The organism is Staphylococcus roterodami, from assembly GCA_022493055.1.
Classification (GTDB): domain Bacteria; phylum Bacillota; class Bacilli; order Staphylococcales; family Staphylococcaceae; genus Staphylococcus; species Staphylococcus singaporensis.
Map to the genome: position 1 here is coordinate 657838 of CP092781.1, position 23716 is coordinate 681553.

A 23716-nucleotide genomic window follows, 5' to 3' on the forward strand; every position below is an offset into this window, starting at 1 on the left:
ATAATGAGTTTGGTTTATTTATTAATAGCTATATTAGTTATTATGGCTGTGATTTTAGTAACTGTTAGTCATCGTTCTATGGCTAACTATACAGGTTATATCGCGCTTATTGCACCTGTTTTATCATCTTTTTACTTTTTAATTCAAATACCATCTGTGATAAAGCAACAATATATTTCTGTTTCAATACCGTGGCTTACTGCATTAGATATTAATTTAGAATTGCGCTTAGATGGTTTGAGTTTAATGTTTGCGCTTATTATTTCAATTATAGGAATCGCTGTTTTCTTCTACGCAACACAGTATTTATCCTCTCGAAAAGATAATTTACCAAGGTTTTATTTTTATTTAACGCTGTTCATGTTTAGTATGATTGGCATCGTGCTGTCTAATAATACGATAATGATGTATGTATTTTGGGAATTAACGAGTGTGTCGTCATTTCTTTTAATCTCATACTGGTATAACAATGGTGACAGTCAATTTGGCGCATTGCAATCATTTATGATTACTGTATTTGGAGGATTAGCATTATTAATTGGCTTTATCATGTTATATATAATGACTGGAACAAACACTATATCTGACATATTAGCTCAAGCAGATCATATTAAAAATCATGTGTTATTTATTCCGATGATTTTCATGTTCTTACTAGGAGCTTTTACAAAGTCTGCACAATTTCCGTTTCACATTTGGTTGCCTAAAGCTATGGCTGCACCAACGCCAGTGAGTGCTTATTTACACTCTGCCACGATGGTTAAAGCAGGTATATTTTTATTACTTAGATTTACGCCGGTATTAGGGTTAAGTAATTTGTACATATATATTGTGACGATTGTTGGCTTAACGACAATGTTGTTTGGATCGATAACAGCTTTAAAACAATGGGATTTAAAAGGAATTTTAGCTTATTCTACCATTAGCCAGTTAGGAATGATTATGGCTTTGGTTGGCGTTGGTGGCGGTTTTGCACAACATCCACATGATGAACTATCTACAATTTATTCATTTACCTTGTTTGCAGCGTTATTTCATTTAATGAACCATGCAATTTTTAAATGCGCACTATTCATGGGTGTTGGTATTTTAGATCATGAAGCAGGTTCTAGAGATATTAGAATTTTAAGTGGGATGCGTCATTTATTCCCAAAAATCAATATTGTTATGACAATTGCTGCTTTATCTATGGCGGGTGTACCATTCTTAAATGGATTTTTAAGTAAGGAAATGTTTCTAGATGTTTTAACAAAGGCAGGCCAGTTACCTCAATTTAATTTCGGACTGATGATTATGTTAGTTATGATCGGTGTTATTGCGAGCATATTTACATTCACATATGCGCTTTACATGATTAAAGAAGTATTCTGGGGAAAGTACGATACGTCAGTTTGTACTAAAAAAAATATACACGAACCTTGGACGTTTAGTTTTCCAGCAATCCTATTAACAGTACTTATACCTTTAATATTTTTCATTCCAAACATCTTTGGACAATCCATCATTGTACCGGCATTAGGAGCAGTTTCTGGAATAGGACAACAAATTAATCAAATCACTCCACATATATCACAATGGCATGGATTTAATTTACCATTCATATTGACGTTAATTATTATTTTAGTTGGACTTATAATGGCGTTGAAAGTTGACTGGAAAAGAATTATATCTGGAAAAATACAACAGATTTCAGTTTCAAAAGGGTATGAAATTGTTTATCGACAATTTGAAAAATTTGGTACGAAGACCTTAAAACGAATTATGCAAGATCGCTTAAATCAATATATAATCATTACTTTATCTATTTTTATGATTATTATCGGATATGGCTATATCCGTATAGGCTTTCCTAAAGTACATCAATTACATGTTTCTGAATTTGGTCCTATGGAAATCATTTTGGCAATCGTTACTGTCATTATAGGTATGTCATTGATTTTTATTCGTCAAAGACTGACGATGGTAATTTTAAATGGTGTTATAGGTTTTGTTGTAACTTTATTCTTTATCGTTATGAAGGCACCAGATTTAGCATTGACTCAACTTGTAGTTGAAACGATTACGACAATATTATTTATTGTTAGCTTTTCAAGGTTGCCAAACGTACCAAGGTCTAAAGTGAATATAAAAAGAGAAACTATCAAAATTGTTGTATCTCTATTGATGGCAATTATAGTTGTATCACTTATTTTTATTGCGCAACAAGCAGATGGTCTATCATCGATATCAGATTTTTACCATAAAGCTGATAAATTAACAGGTGGTAAAAATATTGTAAATGCGATACTAGGTGATTTTAGAGCATTAGATACGCTGTTTGAAGGATTAGTATTGATTATTACTGGACTAGGTATTTACACATTATTAAATTATCAAGATCGGAGGGGACAAGATGAAAGAGAATGATGTTGTATTAAAAACTGTTACTAAACTAGTTGTATTTATATTATTGACTTTCGGATTCTATGTCTTCTTTGCCGGTCACAATAATCCAGGTGGCGGTTTTATTGGTGGATTGATATTTAGTTCAGCATTTATATTAATGTTTCTTGCATTTGATGTTGATGAAGTTTTAAAAAGTTTGCCAATTGATTTCAGAGTATTAATGATAGTTGGAGCATTGGTATCTTCTATGACAGCTATTATACCGACATTTTTTGGAAAGCCATTCTTATCTCAATATGAAACAACCTGGGCGCTTCCTATTTTAGGACAAATCCATGTGTCTACAATAACGCTATTTGAATTAGGCATATTATTCTCTGTAGTCGGTGTTATTGTCACTGTAATGTTGTCACTTAGTGGAGGTAGGTCATGAATTTAATATTATTATTAGTTATAGGATTTTTAGTGTTTATTGGAACATACATGATTTTATCTATTAATTTAATACGTATTGTCATTGGTATATCAATTTACACGCATGCAGGCAATTTAATTATTATGAGTATGGGGACTTACGGTTCTAACAAATCTGAGCCACTGATTACAAGTGGAAATCAATTATTTGTAGATCCATTACTGCAAGCAATTGTACTTACTGCGATTGTTATTGGATTTGGTATGACTGCCTTTTTACTTGTGCTTGTTTACAGAACGTACAGAGTAACGAAAGAAGATGAAATTGATGGTTTAAGGGGGGATGACGATGCTAAGTAATGCACTGATTTTACCGATGTTATTACCATTTCTATGTGCTTTGATTCTTGTATTTTTAAAAAGCAATGACAGGATATCAAAATATTTGTATCTTAGTACGATGACCGTTACAACATTGATTTCATTAATATTATTAATTTATGTTCAAAATCATCGACCGATTACATTAGATTTTGGCGGTTGGACGGCACCGTTTGGCATACAATTTTTAGGAGACTCTTTAAGTTTAATTATGGTTACTACCGCTTCTTTTGTCATTACATTAATCATGGCTTACGGATTTGGTCGTGGAGAACAGAAAGCAAATCGTTATCACTTACCATCTTTTATATTGTTTTTAAGTGTAGGTGTGATTGGATCATTTCTAACATCTGATTTATTTAATTTATATGTCATGTTTGAAATTATGTTACTCGCTTCATTTGTATTAATTACACTTGGACAATCTGTTGAGCAATTAAGGGCAGCTATTATCTACGTCGTATTAAACATTATCGGTTCATGGTTGTTTTTATTAGGAATAGGCTTGTTATATAAGACTGTAGGCACACTTAACTTTTCGCATATTGCTTTACGCTTAAATGAAATGGGTGATAATAAAACAGTAACGATGATTTCGCTTATCTTTTTAGTCGCATTTAGTAGTAAAGCAGCACTTGTTTTATTTATGTGGTTACCTAAAGCATATGCGGTGTTAAATACTGAATTAGCGGCATTGTTTGCAGCTTTAATGACTAAAGTTGGTGCCTATGCATTGATTCGTTTCTTTACATTAATATTTGATCAACATAATAATTTGATACATCCATTAATAGCTGTTATGGCTTCGATAACAATGATTATAGGTGCCATAGGGGTTTTAGCATATAAAGACATTAAAAAGATTGCAGCATACCAAGTCGTTATTTCTATAGGATTTATCATTTTGGGTTTAGGGACAAATACGTTTGCTGGTATTAACGGTGCCATCTTTTATTTAGTAAACGACATTGTTGTAAAGACATTACTGTTCTTTATTATTGGTAGCTTAGTTTACATTACAGGTCTTCGCCAATATCAATATCTAAACGGTTTAGCTAGAAAAGAACCCTTTTTTGGTGTTGCATTTATTGTAATGATATTTGCAATTGGTGGCGTACCTCCGTTTAGTGGATTCCCAGGAAAAATACTTATTTTCCAAGGTGCATTGCAAAATGGTAATTATGTAGGACTAAGTTTGATGATTATTACGAGCTTAATTGCTATGTACAGTTTGTTTAGAATTTTATTTTATATGTATTTTGGAGATAAAGACGGCGAAGAAGTTCGTTTTAAGAAAATACCGAAATATCGTAAAGGTATACTTAGTATTTTAGTCTTTGCTGTAATTGCTATCGGAATAGCTGCACCAATACTATTAAAAATTACAAATGATGCAACGGAACTTAATACAAATGACCAATTATATCATCAACTTGTTAATCCGCATTTGAAAGGAGAGGACTAAATGAATCAAATTGTTTTAAATATTATCATTGCATTCTTATGGGTATTATTTCAAGATGAAGATCATTTTAAATTTTCGACTTTCTTTTCTGGATATCTAATTGGTTTAATTGTCATATATATATTACACAGGTTTTTTAGTGATGATTTTTATGTTCGAAAAATATGGGTGGCAATCAAATTTGTAGGTGTTTATTTATATCAATTATTGACATCGAGTATCAGCACAATCAATTATATTCTTTTCAAAACTAAAGATATGAATCCAGGATTATTGTCCTATGAAACAAGGCTCTCAAGTGATTGGGCAATTACATTTTTAACTATATTAATTATCATTACACCTGGATCTACTGTTATAAGAATTTCGCAAGACTCTAAAAAGTTTTTTATTCATAGTATTGATGTATCTGAGAAAGAAAAAGAAAGTTTAGTAAGAAGTATTAAGCATTATGAAGACTTAATATTGGAGGTGTCTCGATGATACAGTCAATAACGCATATGATGATAATTAGTGCACTCATTATTTTTGGTATCGCATTAATCATTTGTTTATTTAGACTAATTAAAGGTCCGACAACAGCAGATCGAGTAGTCACATTTGATACTACAAGTGCAGTCGTTATGTCTATTGTTGGCGTGTTAAGTGTATTAATGGGTACGGTATCCTTTTTAGATTCCATCATGCTAATCGCCATAATATCTTTTGTAAGTTCTGTTTCGATTTCTAGATTTATTGGTGGGGGGTATGTGTTTAATGGAAATAACAAAAGAAATCTTTAGTCTTATTGCCGCTGTGATGTTGTTGCTAGGTAGCATTATTGCGCTTATTAGTGCAATAGGAATTGTGAAGTTCCAAGACGTATTCTTAAGAAGTCACGCTGCTACTAAAAGTTCAACGTTATCTGTATTACTAACGTTAATAGGTGTATTCATTTATTTTATTGTGAATACAGGTTTTTTCAGTGTAAGGTTAATACTCTCTCTTGTTTTTATAAATTTAACTTCACCTGTAGGCATGCATTTAGTAGCTCGAGCCGCATATCGAAATGGGGCTTACATGTATAGAAAAAATGATGACCAAACACCCACTTCAATACTTTTAAGTTATAATGAACAAAATTCTAGCGACGCATTAAAAGCTCGGGCACAAAAAAGAGAAGCACATCGAAAAACTTGGTACCTAAAAGACCGATAGACCGATGAATATAGTGAAAAGATAGTTAATCCCATTTTTAACATTAAAATAAATAATTAAATGAGCACTTTGAGACATGTATTGTTTTGTCGAAGTGCTCATTTTGTTAATTAATCACTCTTAAAGATACGATACACAGAAAGCAAGATGTTTATTTATTCAAACAATTAGTGATAAAATAAAATTAAATAATTGCAAATTTGAGTACTGCAATCGTAGAACAAAATCTATATTAAAGTACTTTCGTGGTCGTTAATTAAATTTATCCTCAAAAGTATTATTACAACGAGATGTGATACTTAATTTTCAATTAAACAATACTTTTTAGAGAGGTGAAAGTTTGGAAATATTTGAAACAATACTTATATTTATAGCTGTTGTGATACTAAGTTCTTTCGTCCATACTTTCATACCTAAAGTACCCCTAGCATTTATACAAATTTTCTTGGGCATGTTACTATTTATTACCCCAATCCCTGTTCAATTTAATTTTGATTCTGAATTATTTATGGTAACAATGATTGCGCCTTTGTTATTTGTAGAAGGTGTTAATGTATCTAGAGTACATTTAAGAAAGTACATTAAACCAGTAATGATGATGGCATTAGGTTTAGTAATCACTACTGTCATAGGTGTTGGCTTATTTATACATTGGATATGGCCAGATTTACCTATTGGGGCAGCATTTGCAATTGCAGCAATACTTTGTCCTACCGATGCAGTAGCTGTACAAGCAATCACTAAAGGAAAAGTATTGCCAAAAGGCGCAATGACTATCCTTGAAGGTGAATCATTATTAAACGATGCTGCTGGTATCATTTCTTTTAAAATAGCTGTTGGCGTATTAGTAACAGGTGCATTTTCACTTGTAGATGCAGTGCAGTTATTTTTAGTTGCATCATTAGGTGGTGCAGTCATTGGTTTGCTTATAGGTATGGCATTAGTAAGATTCCGATTGACATTGATGCGTCGAGGATATGAAAACATTAATATGTTTACGATCATTCAATTGTTAACACCGTTCGTTACATATTTAATTGCTGAATTATTCCATGCATCAGGTATTATTGCAGCAGTAGTTGCTGGTCTAGTTCATGGATTTGAACGAGATAGAATTATGCAAGTACGTACACAATTACAAATGAGTTACAATCATACGTGGAATATTTTAGGCTATGTTTTGAATGGCTTTGTATTTTCAATACTAGGTTTTTTAGTTCCTGAAGTTGTCATTAAAATTATTAAAACAGAACCACACAATTTGATCTTTTTAATTGGTATAACAATTGTTGTTGCATTAGCCGTATACTTATTTAGATTTGTTTGGGTTTATGTCTTATATCCATATTTTTATTTAGCCATCAGTCCATTCCAAAAAATGATGTCTAAAAATGATGATGATAATCCAACGACTGAGAAACCACCAAAGCGTAGTTTATATGCTTTAATTATGACTTTATGTGGTGTGCATGGGACAATTTCATTAGCAATTGCCTTAACATTACCGTACTTTTTAGCTGGACATCATGCGTTTACTTATCGAAATGACTTATTGTTTATAGCATCAGGAATGGTAATCATTAGTTTAGTAGTTGCACAAGTCTTGTTACCAATGTTAACAAAACCAGCACCTAAAACTGTTATTGGTAATATGTCATTTAAAGTCGCTAGAATTTATATACTCGAACATGTTATTGACTACTTAAACCAGAAATCAACATTTGAAACAAGTTATAAATATGGCAATGTCATAAAAGAGTATCATGATAAGTTAGCATTTTTAAAAACAGTAGAAAAAGATGATGAAAACTCAAAAGAATTAGAACGATTGCAAAAAATTGCATTTAATGTTGAAACGAAAACGCTAGAATCTTTAGTAGATGAAGGACAAATCACAAATAGTGTACTTGAAAACTATATGCGTTATGCAGAAAGAACACAGGTATATAGACAAGCGTCATTAATTAGAAGAATGATAGTGTTATTACGTGGTGCATTATTGAAACGACGAGTTCAAACGAAAGTCAACTCTGCTTCTTCGTTAAGTGTTACGGATAACTTAATGGAATTAAATAAAATCAATAAGTTAGTTCATTATAATGTTGTTAGTCGATTATCTAAAGAGACGACGAAAGATAATACACTTGAAGTAGGGATGGTTTGTGATGGTTATTTAATGAGAATTGAAAATTTAACGCCATCTAATTTCTTTAACTCAGCAAGTGAAGATACAATCACTAAAATTAAATTAAATGCTTTAAGAGAACAACGTCGCATTTTACGTGAATTGATTGATACAGATGAAGTATCTGAAGGTACTGCTTTGAAATTAAGAGAGGCAATCAATTACGATGAAATGGTTATTGTAGATAGCATGACATAGTTGAAAAAAGGCATGATGAAAAATTAGTTTGTTTTTCATCATGCCTTTTTTAAATGAATTATGATTACGCGTTATAATTCGCTTATGAGTAATTACTTAGTTGTTGTTTCGCTATGAACAGCTATTTTTAATAAGATAGATGAAACCATTGCCAATAAAATAGCAACAACAATTGATAAGTTGAACTGATTATCGATAGAGAATAATATACCACCAATTAATGATCCTAATCCGATTCCTAAATTTAATATCGAAATATCATAGCTCAATATTTGACTTGGATCGCCTTTTAAAAATTTAAGTAAAGCATACTGTACTGTTGGATTTGTTCCCCAATGAAATAAATTCCATGTAAATATAGACAAAATTAAAAGTATGACATTTTGTCCAGTAAATAAGATGACCGTAATAGAAATAATATAGACAATTATAATTATATTTCCCGCAATCCGGTAGCCTTTCTTTTCAGCTAAATTATTTCCTAATTTTGAACCTAGAACACCTGCTACACCTGAGAAAAATAAACATAAACTTACTATCCAGATGCTATGACCTTTACTTTTAACTAAAGGCTCTATATATGTAAACAACATGCTATTAGAAATCATCATGATTAATAAAAAGCTCAACATGATTAATATGCCTCTGAAATTTACTAATTGGTATTTAGATTGATTAGTAACACTATAATGTGATTTATTCGGAATAAATAGCATTACACCTAAAAGACATAAAAAGGTGATGATTGTAATGATATAAAACGGAATCTTCCAATTGTAATGTGAAGCAATTAATGTTCCTATAGGTATACCTAGTATATTTGCTGCACTAAAGCCTACGTATATGTTAGCGATAACTGATGCTTTGTATTCTTCTGGAACAATATTTGCCCCAGTAGACATTAATTTCACAGTGATTAATGAAGCAATGCCTGCCATAATGATTCTAACAATACATAGGAAGAAATAATTAGTCATTACAGTTGTGAGCATACTAAAAATAATAAAAAGTATTAAACAGGACACTAATAATTTTTTATCATTAATATGACTAGTTGCTTTTGTTAAAATAGGGCTTAAAATTGAAAAAGCAACAGCATACAATGTTACCAGCTGACCTATTAAGGCATTACTTACATGGAATTCTTTACTCATTTCATTTAACATTCCTACAACAATCAAGTCTGAAACACCAACAATAAACATTGTCAAAAAACCAATCAAAGTTACAATTTTAGTATCTGACATATATTACTCCTCAAAATTAAGTTCTTTAACATTATTAATTATAAAATTGGGATTTTCCGCTTTTAATACTTCAATACTATGACTTCCCCAAGTTACAGCACAAGAATCAATCTCTGCATTTTTAGCCATTTTAATATCAAAAGCAGCATCTCCAACATAAATAGTGTCTTTCTTCTGTAAATCATATTTTTGTAAAATATATATAATGCCATCAGGAGAGGGTTTGTATTTCATTACTTTATCTGAACCAATAACTTCAACAAATAGATTATCCACGCCTAATTTAGCCAAATTTCTTTCTAACACATTTGATTTTTTACTAGAAACAACGAATAACTTATGGTTTTGATGAAGTGTTTTGAGCTGTTCTTGCATGTCATCATAAATTTTTAAATGTTGTTCTTCTGTTTCTTTGTAATTTTCTCTAAACAATGTCATTAGTTCTGTAAGTTCTTTGTCATTCAGCTTTATAGTACTCATTAAATTAAAAGACTCTTCAATTGGAATCCCCATATAATATTCTATTTGTTCATCGCTTGGTATATTCAATCCATAGTCGTTAAATGCCTTTTTAGTAGCGATTACACTACATGTTTTTGAATCAGCGATAGTACCATCAAAATCAAATATAATATTTTTATACAAAAGTCTACACCTCTCTAATTATTTATCGTGTTTTATTTTAAATAGCGTAAGGCAATTAAATCATTGATATAGTCAATTTTACAAATATTCTTATCGGTTTCATAACGATTATTAAAAGTAGCTACTTTAATTTTATTTTTATATTTTTCAATATGACTTGGGTTATTAGTGATTAAGACATTATTTTTATTAATATCATTATTATTATGAGATTCTGTAAGTGTTAAAAAAGTTTTGTTGTTATATAGTTGATAGAATTGATCAAACTGTAAGGCATAGTCTTTAACTATTGCATCGTCTATGATTATTCTTTGAGGTTTAAAAGGGGAGTATTTCCAAGGTTCATATGATGGATCGTCATTTTTATCTCCAATAAAGTATGATAATTTGGCAGGAGAAAATTTACCTGAACCTATAATTGGGCCTAAACCAGAATGAACAGGACAACCATCATATTTTTCAGCAAGATTTCTAACTAATTTCTGTGCTTTAGCTTTTGTTTCAATATTTGAATTAAAATACTCATCAGATTTGCTCAGTGTTTGCATAGCTAATGTAATAAATGAACCTAAGTTTCTTGATTTTCTATGTGTGTAACTATTTGAGCTGAAATTAATAAACCATAGTTCATCTTTGAATTTAAAAGCATATTCATCAGTAAATGGGTCATTATCAATACTATCGTTTTTATTGCCATATAAATTTTTCATTGTGGAAAGAACTTGCCAAGCTAAAAATTGTTTCGCATGAATATTCATATTACCAATTGGTTCAAAATAAACTAATAGGCCAGAAATTCCTCGTTCATTCTTTTTCATCTTTTTCAATTCTTTTAAATATTGGTCAATATCGGAAGATAGCTCTTTAGGATCATATGGATAGTTTAAGGCAGAATAAAAATGTACTTCTTTTTTGTGACCTTGCACGCCAAATACACAAGGAAAGCCTTTTGATTCAATAACTTCTATAGATTTGTGAGTTTCAGTTTCTAACCATTTATAATCTTTAGGTAACTGTTTTACATTGTTTTGAAAAAAGAACATTCCATCACCTCAAAATAGTATTGAATAATTTGTATTTTATATTAATTAATTTGCAATTACAAATTAAATTTATGTAAAGTTAATTAAAGGAATTTGAAGGTGTTGTTAACATTTGAGATTTAATTAAAATAAGTTTTAAAAATTGGAGGAGATAGATTAAACTAAGTGATTAAAAATGCAGATAAGTGTATTCACAAAAAAATAGCCACACTCATATGACATCGGATGAGTGTGGCTTAAGGATCTATGGGGGGAGGAAACCATAGATGTTTACTTTGATAGGCCAGATTAAATATCAAAGTATGCGATTATTTATAGCTTGATGCAAAAGTGGTATGCCTACTAAAAGTTACTGCACATAACTTTTAATATTCCGTTCAAAGGAAAGGGGCATACAATTGAACAATCTGTAATAGTACTTTTAACCAGCTATGCTAAAAGTCTAGTAGGGAGAACAGTTGTCCAATCACATAAGAACCTCAAACTTTGTTGCTACGATTAAGAAAAGCCTTTTTAAAGTTAGTATGTAATACAATTTATTCGCGCGTGTGAATCTCTTTAAAAGAGTGTGTAGGGAATGGCGTTACATAAATTGTATTAGAAGAACTTCTAACGCATCTCTGTGGTTAAAAGAGATGAAGGGAACGACAGTTTATTTAAACTGCATAAGAACTTCTAGCTTTTCTCTTTCGTTCAAAGAGAAGTTCTAATACCACCATATCGTGCGATCGGGAACGGTATATATATTAATAGGAGGGTAATATATATTTAACGCACGATATGGGACTATTAGTCTTCGACTTTGTTATGTTGATGTATGGCCTAAAATATTGGAAAAACCAATATTTTAGGTTGCATCAACATCAATTCATCATACTTCATTAAAACTCAGCGAGTTATTTCATGCTTCCGTGTACAGTTTCAATGTTTGATTTCATCATTTTATAATAAGAATCACCTTTAGTGCCTTCTTTACCAATTGAATCTGTGTACACTTCACCGAAGATATCTTTTTTCGTTTCTTCTGATAAACTTTCCATTGCTTTTTTATCAACACTTGTTTCAACTAATAAGTGTTTTAATTTATGAGCTTTTACAAACTCGATTGCTTGTCTCATTTGCTCTGGTGTACCTTGTTTCTCAGTGTTAATTTCCCAAATATAACCTGGAGTAATTCCATATTGTTTTGAGAAGTATTTAAATGCACCTTCACTTGTTATCATGGCACGTTGTTCTTTTGGAATATCATTAAATTTATCTTTACTATCATTATTTAACTTTTCCAATTGTGCAATGTACTTATTACCTTGTTTTTCATAATCTGCTTTATGTTTTTTGTCGTTATCGATAAATGTTTGTTGAATTGTTTTTACGTATTTAATACCGTTGTCTAAACTTAACCATGCGTGTGGGTCTTGTTTATCTTTGTTGCCTTCTTCACCGTTTAAATAGATAGGTTTAACATCTTTTGATACTGCGATAACTTTTTTATCTTTTAATGATTTACCAGCTTGTTCTAAGGCTTTTTCAAACCAACCGTTACCAGTTTCTAAGTTTAAGCCGTTATATAAAATGACGTCAGCGTCAGTTAACTTTTTAATATCTTTAGGTTTAACTTCATATTCATGGGGATCTTGACCGACTGGGACAATACTATGAATATCGACGTTGTCTCCACCAACATTTTTAGCCATATCGTATAAAATTGAATTCGTCGTTACAACTTTTAGTTTGCCATTTGACTTATCACTACTTTGTTTACCACCAGTACCACATGCAGCTACTAGAAGTAATAAGGCTAATAATAAAGGTATTAATTTTTTCATGTTAAACTTCCTCGTTTCTTTCTATTCGTAAATTTTGTGAAAAATAATGTGATGATATAAATTACAAATGTACAAAGTACAATTGTTGCACCACTAGGAATGTTGTAAATATAACTATAATAAAGCCCGACAATTGAACTTATGACACTTATTAAACTCGCAATAATCATCATTGAGTATAGTTTTTTGCTTATTAAAAATGCTGTAGATGCAGGTGTGATTAATAAAGCAACTACAAGAATAATACCAACTGTTTGAATACTTACGACTGTTACTAATGAAAGTAATAACATCACAAAGTAATGTAGCAACGTAGTATTTAGACCACTCATTCTACTGAACGTAGGATCGAACGTAGAAATCATTAATGGACGATAGAAAATAATGATTAATATAAGGACGATTGAACCAATCACAATAGTTGTTAGAAAAGCACTATTTGTGATAGCTAGTAAGTTACCAAATAAAATATGGTATAGATCTGTCGTTGTGTTTATTAAGCTTATAATAATAATCCCTGAAGCTAAGAAAGCGGTAAAACTAATTCCAATCGCGGCATCTGGTTTCGTTTTACTACTAGATGTGATATAACCGATAAAAATACTTGCAATCATACCAGTTACAAGCGCACCTACAAACATTGGAATACCAAACAAGAATGATAGGGCAACACCTGGTAATACAGCGTGACTCATTGCATCTCCCATTAATGAAAGACCTCGTAATACAATTAAACTACCAACTGTACCGCAAACAATCCCTACAATAATTGAAGTTATCAATGCACGATTTAAGAATTGATATGTAAATAAATGTTCGACAAACTCTAACATGTTATATTGCTCCTTTGACTAGGGTCACTGCAGTCTGTACTGCTCATAAAAGTTTCATTTAAGCGAGTGACACTCATAGCTTCTTCACTATCACCAAAGTATCGTAATGTTTGATTTAAAAGAATAATGCGATCAAAGTATTGTTTTGCTTTTGATAAATCATGGTGGATAATCAGGATAAGTTTTCCTTGTTGTTTTAAATTTTCTATTTTTGTCATAATCAATTTTTCGCTACTAAAATCAATTCCTACAAAAGGTTCGTCTAGAAAATATACTTCACTTTCGGACATCAATGCTCTCGCTACTAATACACGTTGTAATTGTCCACCACTTAATTCTGAAATTTGTCGATGACGTAAAGTTTCTAATTCCAAATCGCTTAATAACTGTTTAAGTTTATCCCTTGCTGATTTATTAGGTCGTCTAAACCATCCAATTTCTTTATAGCAACCTGATAAAATCACTTGTTCCACACTTATTGGAAAATCTAAATCAATATGTGCTTTTTGTGGAATGTATGTAATATGTTGCAGTTGGTGTTGTATAGGTTTGTTATATAACAATTTTGTACCGGTAGCGTTAAATTCGCCAATTAATGATTTGATTAGCGAAGATTTACCAGCACCGTTTGGGCCCATGATACCAATGATTTCACCGCGAACTGGTATCGATAAAGAAATGTTTTTAAGTACATGCTTATTACCTAAAAACAAATTTAAATCTTTTGTTTCTAACAAACGTTTACACCTCCTAATTAAAAGTTTAGGCTAACCTAATTAATTGTATAATAAACTGAGAATATTTATCATGTCAAGTAAATTCGTGATATAATAAAGTGAATGTATGTGAGGTGAAAGTATGTTAACTGAAGAAAAAGAGGATTATTTAAAGGCAATTCTTACGAATAATGGCGATAAAAATTTTGTAACAAATAAAATCTTATCTCAATTTTTAAATATTAAGCCTCCATCTGTAAGTGAAATGGTAGGTCGTCTTGAAAAAGCAGGTTATGTCGAAACAAAGCCATATAAAGGTGTTAGATTAACAGAAGATGGTTTAACGCATACACTTGATATTATTAAGAGGCATCGACTATTAGAATTATTTTTAATAGAGATATTGAAATATAATTGGGAAGAAGTACATCAAGAAGCAGAAATTTTAGAACATCGAATTTCAGATCTATTTGTAGAGAGATTAGATAGTCTATTAAATTTTCCTGAAACGTGTCCGCATGGCGGAGTTATACCGAGAAATAATGAATATAAAGAGAAATATGTTACAACTATTTTAAATTATGAACCGGGTGATCTTGTAACTATCAAACGTGTGAGAGATAAAACAGATTTGTTAGTGTACCTGTCTAGTAAAGATATATCGATAGGTAATGAAGTTGAAATTGTTTCCAAAGATGAAATGAATAAAGTGATAATTATTAAACGCAATGACAATGTTATAATTATTAGCTATGAAAATGCTATGAACATGTTCGCTGAAAAATAAAATAAAGAAGCCTTAAAGTTAAACGTTAATGTACTAGTAGACATTGACGGATAATAATTTAAGGCTTCTTTTTATTAACTTATTAAATGTGTGTATTTAAGTAAAATATTTACTGTATAAAGATTAAAAATAATCCAAATTGTACTGTAAATAAAGATTGGAACATGGCTAAGATCTTTAAGTGCACTTCCGTCCCATTGTGGACTTGGACGCTGGAAAGTTAATTTTGCAATTGTCCAACTAGACTGAAGGACTTCGCCTAATAAAGTACCTAATATAAATTGATAACTAATCGTGACAATCATTTGGATTGCTAATATATTGTCATCTTTTAATATAAAGTAAAGCATAATTGAAATTAATGTAATAACAATAAGAGGCGAACCTTTTCTAGATGTTAATATTAGAAAATAGATAAATATCAATAAATAGCTAAAAATAAATATACTAGGTATTTGATAGTGACTTGATGCTAAACCTATGAGCAACATCATTGGCGACATTAAGTAACCACCTAGCGTTGTAAGCCATTGACCTGCTAAATGTCTGGATTGCGTAACTGCAAACCCTTGTTGTAGAGTTTGCTGTCTTTCTCTTGGGCTTGTAACAATAACTAAATCTTTTGCACGTCCTCCAGCTATTTTATTAAATAACACATGTCCAAACTCATGTGTAAGCACAGGTATATAATTTAATATGATATCTAAATAATTCAATAAAGGTTTATGTCTAAATTGGTGGATAATGATATATATTATTGCAACGAAAACAATGATGTATATATTTAGTTCTGTTGTAGTATTAAGAAAATTATTTAAGTAATTCATTGTGTAACCTCGTATAAGATTGTAAATTAAAAATTCATTCTCTCTTATTATAAAGGATAATGTCATAATTGGCGTTAGACTTTAGACTTACGTTAGTTAAACTAATTTTAATTTTTGTGAAGGAAATAATGTGTTAAAATAAAGCAAAATCATTTCGATATAAATGGGATAAGTATGATTCTTGTTAATTTTAATTTCACTAATATAATAATGATAAAAGATAGGAGATTCCTTTTATGACTGTTGAAGAAACAAGCAATACATCTAAAGTTGATATTTTAGGGGTCAATTTTGATAATACAACAATGTTACAGATGGTCGAAAACATTAAAACATTTTTTGCGCATCAATCAACAAATAATCTTTTTATAGTGACAGCTAACCCTGAAATAGTAAATTATGCGACAACACATCAAGCATATTTAGAATTAATTAATCGAGCAAGTTATATTGTTGCGGATGGGACAGGTGTAGTAAAAGCTTCACGTCGCTTGAATCGTTCATTATCTCAACGTATTCCAGGCATTGAGTTGATGGATGAATGTTTAAAAATTGCACATGTAAATCATCAAAAAGTATTTTTACTTGGCGCAACAAATGAAATTGTTGAAGCGGCGCAACATGCATTACAACTAAGATACCCAAATATTACTTTCGCGCACCACCATGGATATATTGATTTAGAAGATGAGACGGTGGTTAAGCGCATTAAATTATTTAAACCAGATTATATATTTGTAGGTATGGGATTCCCTAAACAAGAAGAGTGGATTATGACACATGAACAACAATTTGTTTCTACTGTTATGATGGGAGTTGGTGGTTCTTTAGAAGTGTTTGCAGGAGCTAAAAAGAGAGCGCCGTTTATCTTCAGAAAATTAAATATTGAGTGGGTGTATCGTGCATTAATTGATTGGAAACGAATTGGTAGGCTTAAGAGCATTCCAATATTTATGTATAAAATAGCAAAGGTAAAAAGAAAAAATAAAAAGATTAAGTAATCTTATAATAAAAAACAAGAACCGAGTATTTGCTGAAAGCATAATCTCGGTTCTTGTTTGTTTATTTGATGACGAATCGTGATTCATCAAGTTTATTTCTAAATTCTTTTTGTTCCGCTTTTGATTTCTTTTTAAAGTCATTTAAGAAAGCTTCGTATTTAGGTAATACATCATCAAGTTCACCATAATCTTTTAATTTGCCGCCTTCAATCCATGCTATTTTTGTACAGAATTGTCTTACTTGGCCTAAATTATGACTAACAAAGAAAATAGTTTTATTTTGTTCTTTAAATTCGTATATTTTATCTAAACATTTTTGAGCAAAGGTTTGGTCACCAACAGACAAAGCTTCGTCAATGACTAGGATATCTGGGTTTACTGTTATATTAATGGAGAATCCAAGCTTTGCACGCATACCGCTTGAATATTTTTTAACTGGTTGATAAATAAACTCACCCAGTTCACTAAATTCAATAATCTTAGGTGTCATAGCTTTGATTTCTTTACGTTTAAAGCCCATGCATAACATTTTAAATTCAATGTTTTCAATGCCTGTTAATTGTCCGCTTAACCCAGCACTAATGGCAATAACACTTACTTCGCCATTGCGGTCAACTTTTCCAACGGTAGGTGATAATGATCCACCTATAATATTACTTAGCGTTGATTTACCAGATCCATTTATGCCAACGAGCCCAATCACATCACCTTCATAAGCTTTTAGGCTAATATCGTCTAAGGCGAAAAATGTTTTGTTTTTATGTTTGGGAATAAGTGCATCTTTCATACGTTCTTTGTTCGTACGATAGATACGATATTCTTTTGTTACATTTTTAATGTTTACCGAAACGTTCATTTGTAGACCTTCCTTATTCACAGTTATCTAGATTATAATATACTACTCAACAGTTGTTAAATTTTAAAACCTGTTGTAAAGTGTATAGAAGATTTTGTTATTATCAGAGTTGGTAATATGACACAAAGTTTTAATCATTAGTGACAACAATGATATTTAAAAACTAAACTTATTTCAACTTACATGATTGTATACTATAATGTACTTGTAATAAACTAATATCTTAAAGAACTAGACAATAATTTTGATAACACCAATGTATAGTGATAGTATTTACAACAATTATTATAATACTATTAAGTTAAGTAGAGAAATAGTTAAACATTTGAAAGTGTGGTTTAATGGAATGTCAGCAATAGGAACAGTTTTTAAAGAACACGTAAAGAACTTTTATTTAATTCAAAGACTGGCGCAATTTCAAGTTAAAATTATCAATCATAGTAACTATTTAGGTGTAGCATGGGAATTAATAAACCCTGTTATGCAAATTATGGTTTACTGGATGGTTTTTGGATTAGGAATAAGAAGTAACGCACCGATTCATGGCGTACCTTTTGTATATTGGTTATTGGTTGGTATTAGTATGTGGTTCTTCATCAACCAAGGTATTTTAGAGGGGACAAAAGCTATTACGCAAAAGTTTAATCAAGTTTCGAAAATGAATTTCCCTTTATCAATTATACCTACATATATTGTTACAAGTAGATTTTATGGACATTTAGGTTTACTTTTACTTGTTATCATCGCATGTATGTTTACAGGGATTTATCCATCAATACATATCATTCAATTATTGATATATGTACCGTTTTGTTTTTTCTTAACTGCTTCAGTGACGTTATTAACATCAACACTAGGTGTGTTAGTTAGAGATACGCAAATGTTAATGCAAGCGATATTAAGAATATTATTTTACTTTTCACCAATTTTATGGCTACCGAAAAATCATGGTATCAGTGGTGTAATTCATGAAATTATGAAATATAATCCTGTATACTTTATTGCTGAATCATATCGTGCTGCGATTTTATATCATGAATGGTACTTTATGGATCACTGGAAATTAATGTTATATAATTTCGGTATTGTTGCCATTTTCTTCGCAATTGGTTCATATTTACACATGAAGTATAGAGATCAATTTGCAGATTTCTTATAAAATGAATACAAGATGATGCCCCGCTAACCATTAATAAATGGAAGTGGGGTACATTTTTGTTTATAATTTAATAAAATAACATATTAAGTTGGTGTATTATGAACGTTTTAATAAAGAGATTTTATCATTTGCTAATTCGAATGCTATGTAAAATAATTTCGAGCGAAAATAGTAATAAACCGCATATTGTCTTCATGATGACTTTTCCAGAAGACATTTTACCTATCATTAAGTCTTTAAATACATCGTTGTATGATGTAACTGTTTTAACAGCACCAAAAAATAAATTTCATTTATCGGAAATTAATAATATTAAAGTAGTAGAAATGTCAAATAAGACTCTCGTAAAACAAATTAAAGCTTTGAAAAGTGCACAACTCATCATTATCGACAATTATTACTTGCTATTAGGTGGATATAAAAAAGCGCCACATCAACGTGTCATTCAAACATGGCATGCAAGTGGCGCATTGAAAAATTTTGGTTTAACTGACAACCAGGTAGATTTATCTAATAAAGCGATGATTAAACAATATCGTCATGTTTATCAAGCAACAGATTTCTATTTAGTAGGTAGTACGTATATGGCGCATTGTTTTAAACAGTCTTTAGATGCACGTGATGATCAAATGTTATATTTTGGTATTCCAAGAATTAATAAATATTTTACGGTAGATAGAGAAGCAATCAAGGTACAATTGAAAGAACGTTATGGAATAAAGAATAAACTAGCATTATATGTTCCAACGTATAGAGAAGATAGTGCGGATAATAGGGAGATAAATAAAGCTTACTTTGAAAATGAACTTCCAGGATATACATTAATAAATAAGTTGCACCCATCAATTGAAGTTTCAGAAAGTGACCAAATGTCTTCAATTGATACATCTACACTTATGCTGATGGCAGATTTAATCATTAGCGACTATAGTTCGTTACCAATAGAAGCGAGCTTGTTAGATATTCCAACTATTTTTTATGTGTATGACGAATCAACATATGATAAAGTAAGAGGCTTAAATAAATATTATTTTGGCATACCTGAAAACTATAAAGTATATTCTGAGACCGATTTAATTACAGCGATTAAAACAAATGAGCATAAGTTGAAACCGCTATTTAAAGATTGGCATATTTATAATACTGAACATAGTTTGTCCCGATTGATAGAATATATAGATAAGATGGTGACAAAATGAGATTAACGATAATCATACCAACATTAAATAACGAGACGACGATTCGACAATTGTTGGTATCAATCGATAGTAAAGAACATTATCGCATCCTGTGCATTGATGGGGGATCTACAGATCAAACAATTCCTTTAATTGAAAAATTACAAAAAGAATTAAAGCATATTTCATTAATCCAATTACAAAATGCTTCAAAAGCTAGTTGTATTAATACAGGATTAAAGGAAATTGAAATAACTGAAGGACATCATAGCGACGCATTTATTGTTTTAAATCCAACCTCAATCTTATTGCCTAATAAATTAGACTTGTTAACTTCAACTTTTAAAAATAATGAGAATATTGATATAGTTATAGGACAAAGAGCAGTTGATTATCATGGAGAATGGAAGTTAAATGATATCGACAGTTATATTAAAAATAATCATATAGTTACTTTGCCACAACAACCAGAATTATTAGAATCTTTGACATTTGATAATAAATTATTAAGTGTAAAATTTGCTGATTTACGTTGTGACGAAAATTTTGAAAATGCTTATAATCACGAAATGATTGTTAAAGCATTACAAAAGGCTACGGATATTCAATTAGTAAGTCAACTTGTTGTTGGTGATAATCAAGAGCATGAAGTAGCTTTTAATAATGTTATAGAGCTTCATCAATATACTAAGGAAATAATGTCGGTAAGACAGCGTGTGATGGAAATGTTGTTATTACTTGAACAAAGATTAATTTATAGTGATATGGTTGATCAACAACTATTTAATACACATTTAAAACGATACTTATTATTACATCCAGAGATGACGGAAACAATTATTTCATTGGTTAGTGACTATATCATGTCAATGCAACATTCAGATTATTTATCACAAAATATGTTTGAAATAATAAATACTGTAGAATTTTTAGGTGTTAATTGGAATAAAGAAACTTATGAAAAGTGGCGTCAAATGTTAATTCAAGTAGAGATTAATAGACCTAGTTATAGAAAGTTTTTAATACAACTTAAAGGGAGAAAGATTATTCATCAAACAAAATCAATTTTAAAAAGACAAAATTAATATTGATGATATGTATTAGCAATCAAGTGATGTAGCAATAGGAGGAGGACATTTTAATGAAACGTGTAATAACATACGGCACCTATGATTTACTTCATTATGGTCATATTGAGTTACTTCGTCGCGCAAGAGAAATGGGCGATTATTTAATCGTGGCATTATCTACTGATGAGTTTAACCAAATTAAGCATAAAAAATCATATTATGATTATGAGCAACGCAAAATGATGCTTGAATCAATTCGGTACGTCGATTTAGTTATTCCTGAAAAAGGATGGGGACAAAAAGAAGATGATGTAGAAAAGTTTGATGTAGATGTCTTCGTGATGGGTCATGATTGGGAAGGCGAATTTGATTTCTTAAAAGATAAATGTGAAGTAATTTATTTAAAACGAACAGAAGGTATTTCAACCACAAAAATTAAGCAAGAATTGTATGGAAAAGACGCAAAATAATCCATTCATTTTTTAGCAAAGATATAATATATAAGGACAAGTTGCATTTTTGAGTATGCAACTTGTCCTTTTTAACGTTATTATTTTCTTTTTCTAAATATACGCTTGATAAGCATATGAATGATTAGCGCTAAACCACCGACAAGACACGCACCACCAATAATGGTAAATACTGGATGCTCTGTCCATATATTTTTAGCAACAGCATTTGCTTTTTGAATAATAGGTTGATGAACTTCTACTGTAGGAGGTCCATAATCTTTATTAATAAATTGTCTTGGATAATCGACATGTACTTTGCCATCGTCAACTACCAATTTATAATCTTTTTTACTAAAATTATTTGGTAAAACATCATATAAATCATTTTCAACATAGTATTTCTTACCGTTTATCTTTTGTTCACCTTTAGACAATATTTTTACATATTTATATTGGTCAAATGATTGCTCCATCAATGCATTTCCCATCATATTTCGTTGTTTTTCACCACCAAGGTTTTTATAATCACCTGCACCCATAATTACTTGATTGATTCTAAATTTACCTCGTTTAGTAGTTATTGTGTGATTATAATTTGCTGTGTCACTTGAGCCAGTTTTTAAACCGTCTGTACCTGGTAAACTCATTTTTGCGCCTTCTAGTGAATAGTTAAATGTATAGTACGTTACTGCATGTGTAGTTGGAGCTAATTGTTTAGTGAAATCTAATATTTTAGGTGTTTCTTTTAATACATGCAAATCTAAAATTGCATAGTCTCTAGCGGTGGTTACTGTACGCTCTTGATTTTTATATTTCGTTGGAGCAAATGTACGTAATCTGGAGTTTTCAGCACCTGTAGGATTGACAAAATGTGTATTCGTCATACCTAAAGCTTTAGCTTTATTATTCATTAAATCAACGAAATCACTTGTGTTTTTTGATACTTTATTTGCTAAAATCAATGCTGCTGCATTACTTGAATTAGATACTGTAATTTGTAATAAATCAGCAATTGTCCAAACTTGGCCGGGGTAAAGTTTCGTGTTACTTAACTCAGGTAGTGTAGACATGATATATTCTTTATTTGTCATCGTAACAGTATCATTTAATGAAAGTTGTCCTTTATTTACAGCTTCTAATGTTAAATACATCGTCATCAATTTTGTCATAGAAGCCGGATTCCATTTTGTATCTATATTATATTGATACAACAGTTGTCCTGTTTGACTTACGTTGATTGCACTAGTTGGTTGATATGCTTCTGATAATCCTGCATAACCATATTGATTTGCTACTTGTACTGGTGTTTCCGTACTATTAGCAGCCTGTGCGTTTGGTGTCATAATACTTACTATTAAACAAATGGTTATAATGATTGATATTAAATTTTTCATAAAACGTTAATCTTCCCTTTTCCATTCTTTAAATATTCCCTAAAGAGATCACGACAAAAGCGTTTAAGATTTAAACAGAGCCGAATGATGAGCAAAATTGTTTTCCAAATTTTGTCGAATCGTGATAGTTTCTGCCGAAAATCTTGCTTTTGGGACGCCGTTAATCGGTTTCCCAGAGCACAAAAACTTTACGTCTTAACCTCGATGTTACTTCCCATAAATTAAATTGCTGTAAATTAAGTTTTTTGCAGTTAATTTGAAAAATAATCTAAATATATTACTCACGTAGCTAAAGGTGTTATAATGTTGATACGAAGAACAAAATTACTTAAAAGCAATTAATTTTCATATAGTAATAACAGCTAATTACGGTTAGTATTACAAAAATTGCAATAGAAATATTCTATCATATAAATGTTATGAACGGTATTTTGGGGCAACGCTTTATTTAATTTTA

23 protein-coding genes are annotated in these 23716 nt (G+C 30.6%); 14 read left to right on the top strand and 9 right to left on the bottom strand.

What is annotated here, in order from left to right; translation table 11 throughout:
* The first annotated feature begins 3 nt into the window (after positions 1 to 3).
* The 8 genes from mnhA2 (at position 4) to ML436_03215 (ending at position 8225) form a co-directional block, all read left to right on the top strand.
* Positions 4 to 2406 carry a Na+/H+ antiporter Mnh2 subunit A gene (gene mnhA2, locus ML436_03180; GenBank protein ID UMT78743.1) on the top strand — a complete coding sequence of 801 codons (2403 nt, stop codon included), beginning with the start codon at positions 4 to 6 and terminating at the stop codon, positions 2404 to 2406.
* On the top strand, positions 2393 to 2818 hold the full coding sequence (gene mnhB2, locus ML436_03185) for a Na+/H+ antiporter Mnh2 subunit B (GenBank protein UMT78744.1): 426 nt from the start codon (positions 2393 to 2395) through the stop codon (positions 2816 to 2818). Before mnhA2 ends, mnhB2 begins: the two co-directional genes overlap by 14 nt.
* Complete coding sequence (mnhC2, locus tag ML436_03190; GenBank protein ID UMT78745.1) at positions 2815 to 3159, top strand: Na+/H+ antiporter Mnh2 subunit C; 345 nt, start codon at positions 2815 to 2817, stop codon at positions 3157 to 3159. The genes mnhB2 and mnhC2 overlap by 4 nt, the downstream gene beginning before the upstream one ends.
* Positions 3149 to 4645, top strand: a complete 1497-nt coding sequence (gene mnhD2, locus ML436_03195; GenBank protein UMT78746.1) for a Na+/H+ antiporter Mnh2 subunit D — start codon at positions 3149 to 3151, stop codon at positions 4643 to 4645. Before mnhC2 ends, mnhD2 begins: the two co-directional genes overlap by 11 nt.
* A complete protein-coding gene (gene mnhE2 / locus ML436_03200) occupies positions 4646 to 5128 on the top strand; it encodes a Na+/H+ antiporter Mnh2 subunit E (protein UMT78747.1) in 483 nt (160 codons plus the stop codon). It abuts the gene before it with no gap.
* Positions 5125 to 5427 carry a Na+/H+ antiporter Mnh2 subunit F gene (gene mnhF2 / locus ML436_03205; GenBank protein ID UMT78748.1) on the top strand — a complete coding sequence of 101 codons (303 nt, stop codon included), beginning with the start codon at positions 5125 to 5127 and terminating at the stop codon, positions 5425 to 5427. Before mnhE2 ends, mnhF2 begins: the two co-directional genes overlap by 4 nt.
* Positions 5402 to 5842, top strand: a complete 441-nt coding sequence (mnhG2, locus tag ML436_03210; GenBank protein UMT78749.1) for a Na+/H+ antiporter Mnh2 subunit G — start codon at positions 5402 to 5404, stop codon at positions 5840 to 5842. The genes mnhF2 and mnhG2 overlap by 26 nt, the downstream gene beginning before the upstream one ends.
* Before the next feature lie 340 nt (positions 5843 to 6182).
* Positions 6183 to 8225 carry a sodium:proton antiporter gene (locus ML436_03215; GenBank protein ID UMT78750.1) on the top strand — a complete coding sequence of 681 codons (2043 nt, stop codon included), beginning with the start codon at positions 6183 to 6185 and terminating at the stop codon, positions 8223 to 8225.
* 92 nt (positions 8226 to 8317) lie between these two features.
* On the opposite strand, the gene ML436_03220 is transcribed toward ML436_03215, so the two are convergent.
* The 6 genes from ML436_03220 to ML436_03245 all read right to left on the bottom strand — a co-directional run bounded on the left by ML436_03220 (position 8318) and on the right by ML436_03245 (position 14556).
* Positions 8318 to 9472 carry an MFS transporter gene (locus tag ML436_03220; protein UMT78751.1) on the bottom strand — a complete coding sequence of 385 codons (1155 nt, stop codon included), beginning with the start codon at positions 9470 to 9472 and terminating at the stop codon, positions 8318 to 8320.
* Between the two features lie 3 nt (positions 9473 to 9475).
* The gene (locus ML436_03225) at positions 9476 to 10117 is read right to left on the bottom strand and encodes an HAD family hydrolase (GenBank protein UMT78752.1); all 642 of its coding nucleotides are present in this window, start codon (positions 10115 to 10117) and stop codon (positions 9476 to 9478) included.
* 32 nt (positions 10118 to 10149) lie between these two features.
* Positions 10150 to 11160 carry a YqcI/YcgG family protein gene (locus tag ML436_03230; protein UMT78753.1) on the bottom strand — a complete coding sequence of 337 codons (1011 nt, stop codon included), beginning with the start codon at positions 11158 to 11160 and terminating at the stop codon, positions 10150 to 10152.
* Between the two features lie 896 nt (positions 11161 to 12056).
* A complete protein-coding gene (locus ML436_03235; protein UMT78754.1) occupies positions 12057 to 12986 on the bottom strand; it encodes a metal ABC transporter substrate-binding protein in 930 nt (309 codons plus the stop codon).
* Positions 12983 to 13819, bottom strand: a complete 837-nt coding sequence (locus ML436_03240) for a metal ABC transporter permease (GenBank protein UMT78755.1) — start codon at positions 13817 to 13819, stop codon at positions 12983 to 12985. The genes ML436_03235 and ML436_03240 overlap by 4 nt, the downstream gene beginning before the upstream one ends.
* Positions 13813 to 14556 carry a metal ABC transporter ATP-binding protein gene (locus ML436_03245; protein ID UMT78756.1) on the bottom strand — a complete coding sequence of 248 codons (744 nt, stop codon included), beginning with the start codon at positions 14554 to 14556 and terminating at the stop codon, positions 13813 to 13815. Before ML436_03245 ends, ML436_03240 begins: the two co-directional genes overlap by 7 nt.
* Before the next feature lie 121 nt (positions 14557 to 14677).
* Between ML436_03245 and ML436_03250 the strand changes: the two genes are divergently transcribed.
* Positions 14678 to 15322: a metal-dependent transcriptional regulator gene (locus tag ML436_03250; protein UMT78757.1), complete on the top strand. Its 645-nt coding sequence runs from the start codon at positions 14678 to 14680 to the stop codon at positions 15320 to 15322.
* 74 nt (positions 15323 to 15396) lie between these two features.
* Here the strand turns inward: ML436_03250 and ML436_03255 are convergent, their stop codons facing one another.
* Positions 15397 to 16149, bottom strand: a complete 753-nt coding sequence (locus ML436_03255) for a M50 family metallopeptidase (GenBank protein UMT78758.1) — start codon at positions 16147 to 16149, stop codon at positions 15397 to 15399.
* A 236-nt stretch (positions 16150 to 16385) separates the two neighbouring features.
* Here ML436_03255 and ML436_03260 point away from each other — a divergent pair, with 236 nt between their 5' ends.
* Positions 16386 to 17150, top strand: coding sequence for a WecB/TagA/CpsF family glycosyltransferase (locus ML436_03260; GenBank protein ID UMT78759.1), 765 nt, complete (start codon positions 16386 to 16388; stop codon positions 17148 to 17150).
* 61 nt (positions 17151 to 17211) lie between these two features.
* Here ML436_03260 and tagH read toward each other — a convergent pair whose 3' ends face one another.
* A complete protein-coding gene (tagH, locus tag ML436_03265; GenBank protein ID UMT78760.1) occupies positions 17212 to 18006 on the bottom strand; it encodes a teichoic acids export ABC transporter ATP-binding subunit TagH in 795 nt (264 codons plus the stop codon).
* 346 nt (positions 18007 to 18352) lie between these two features.
* Between tagH and tagG the strand changes: the two genes are divergently transcribed.
* The 4 genes from tagG (at position 18353) to tagD (ending at position 21883) form a co-directional block, all read left to right on the top strand.
* Complete coding sequence (gene tagG / locus ML436_03270) at positions 18353 to 19165, top strand: teichoic acids export ABC transporter permease subunit TagG (protein UMT78761.1); 813 nt, start codon at positions 18353 to 18355, stop codon at positions 19163 to 19165.
* A gap of 98 nt (positions 19166 to 19263) precedes the next feature.
* The gene (locus tag ML436_03275; protein UMT78762.1) at positions 19264 to 20364 is read left to right on the top strand and encodes a CDP-glycerol glycerophosphotransferase family protein; all 1101 of its coding nucleotides are present in this window, start codon (positions 19264 to 19266) and stop codon (positions 20362 to 20364) included.
* Positions 20361 to 21428 carry a glycosyltransferase family 2 protein gene (locus tag ML436_03280; GenBank protein UMT78763.1) on the top strand — a complete coding sequence of 356 codons (1068 nt, stop codon included), beginning with the start codon at positions 20361 to 20363 and terminating at the stop codon, positions 21426 to 21428. Before ML436_03275 ends, ML436_03280 begins: the two co-directional genes overlap by 4 nt.
* 56 nt (positions 21429 to 21484) lie before the next feature.
* Positions 21485 to 21883 carry a glycerol-3-phosphate cytidylyltransferase gene (gene tagD, locus ML436_03285; protein UMT78764.1) on the top strand — a complete coding sequence of 133 codons (399 nt, stop codon included), beginning with the start codon at positions 21485 to 21487 and terminating at the stop codon, positions 21881 to 21883.
* An 80-nt stretch (positions 21884 to 21963) separates the two neighbouring features.
* On the opposite strand, the gene pbp4 is transcribed toward tagD, so the two are convergent.
* Complete coding sequence (gene pbp4, locus ML436_03290; protein UMT78765.1) at positions 21964 to 23259, bottom strand: penicillin-binding protein PBP4; 1296 nt, start codon at positions 23257 to 23259, stop codon at positions 21964 to 21966.
* Positions 23260 to 23716: the final 457 nt, after the last annotated feature.

Coding starts and splice junctions, on each gene's coding strand:
- mnhA2 (UMT78743.1), top strand. CDS start 4: ATGAGTTTGGTTTATTTATTAATAGCTATATTAGTTATTATGGCTGTG.
- mnhB2 (UMT78744.1), top strand. CDS start 2,393: ATGAAAGAGAATGATGTTGTATTAAAAACTGTTACTAAACTAGTTGTA.
- mnhC2 (UMT78745.1), top strand. CDS start 2,815: ATGAATTTAATATTATTATTAGTTATAGGATTTTTAGTGTTTATTGGA.
- mnhD2 (UMT78746.1), top strand. CDS start 3,149: ATGCTAAGTAATGCACTGATTTTACCGATGTTATTACCATTTCTATGT.
- mnhE2 (UMT78747.1), top strand. CDS start 4,646: ATGAATCAAATTGTTTTAAATATTATCATTGCATTCTTATGGGTATTA.
- mnhF2 (UMT78748.1), top strand. CDS start 5,125: ATGATACAGTCAATAACGCATATGATGATAATTAGTGCACTCATTATT.
- mnhG2 (UMT78749.1), top strand. CDS start 5,402: ATGGAAATAACAAAAGAAATCTTTAGTCTTATTGCCGCTGTGATGTTG.
- ML436_03220 (UMT78751.1), bottom strand. CDS start 9,472: ATGTCAGATACTAAAATTGTAACTTTGATTGGTTTTTTGACAATGTTT.
- ML436_03230 (UMT78753.1), bottom strand. CDS start 11,160: ATGTTCTTTTTTCAAAACAATGTAAAACAGTTACCTAAAGATTATAAA.
- ML436_03235 (UMT78754.1), bottom strand. CDS start 12,986: ATGAAAAAATTAATACCTTTATTATTAGCCTTATTACTTCTAGTAGCT.
- ML436_03240 (UMT78755.1), bottom strand. CDS start 13,819: ATGTTAGAGTTTGTCGAACATTTATTTACATATCAATTCTTAAATCGT.
- ML436_03250 (UMT78757.1), top strand. CDS start 14,678: ATGTTAACTGAAGAAAAAGAGGATTATTTAAAGGCAATTCTTACGAAT.
- ML436_03255 (UMT78758.1), bottom strand. CDS start 16,149: ATGAATTACTTAAATAATTTTCTTAATACTACAACAGAACTAAATATA.
- ML436_03260 (UMT78759.1), top strand. CDS start 16,386: ATGACTGTTGAAGAAACAAGCAATACATCTAAAGTTGATATTTTAGGG.
- tagH (UMT78760.1), bottom strand. CDS start 18,006: ATGAACGTTTCGGTAAACATTAAAAATGTAACAAAAGAATATCGTATC.
- tagG (UMT78761.1), top strand. CDS start 18,353: ATGTCAGCAATAGGAACAGTTTTTAAAGAACACGTAAAGAACTTTTAT.
- ML436_03275 (UMT78762.1), top strand. CDS start 19,264: ATGAACGTTTTAATAAAGAGATTTTATCATTTGCTAATTCGAATGCTA.
- ML436_03280 (UMT78763.1), top strand. CDS start 20,361: ATGAGATTAACGATAATCATACCAACATTAAATAACGAGACGACGATT.
- tagD (UMT78764.1), top strand. CDS start 21,485: ATGAAACGTGTAATAACATACGGCACCTATGATTTACTTCATTATGGT.
- pbp4 (UMT78765.1), bottom strand. CDS start 23,259: ATGAAAAATTTAATATCAATCATTATAACCATTTGTTTAATAGTAAGT.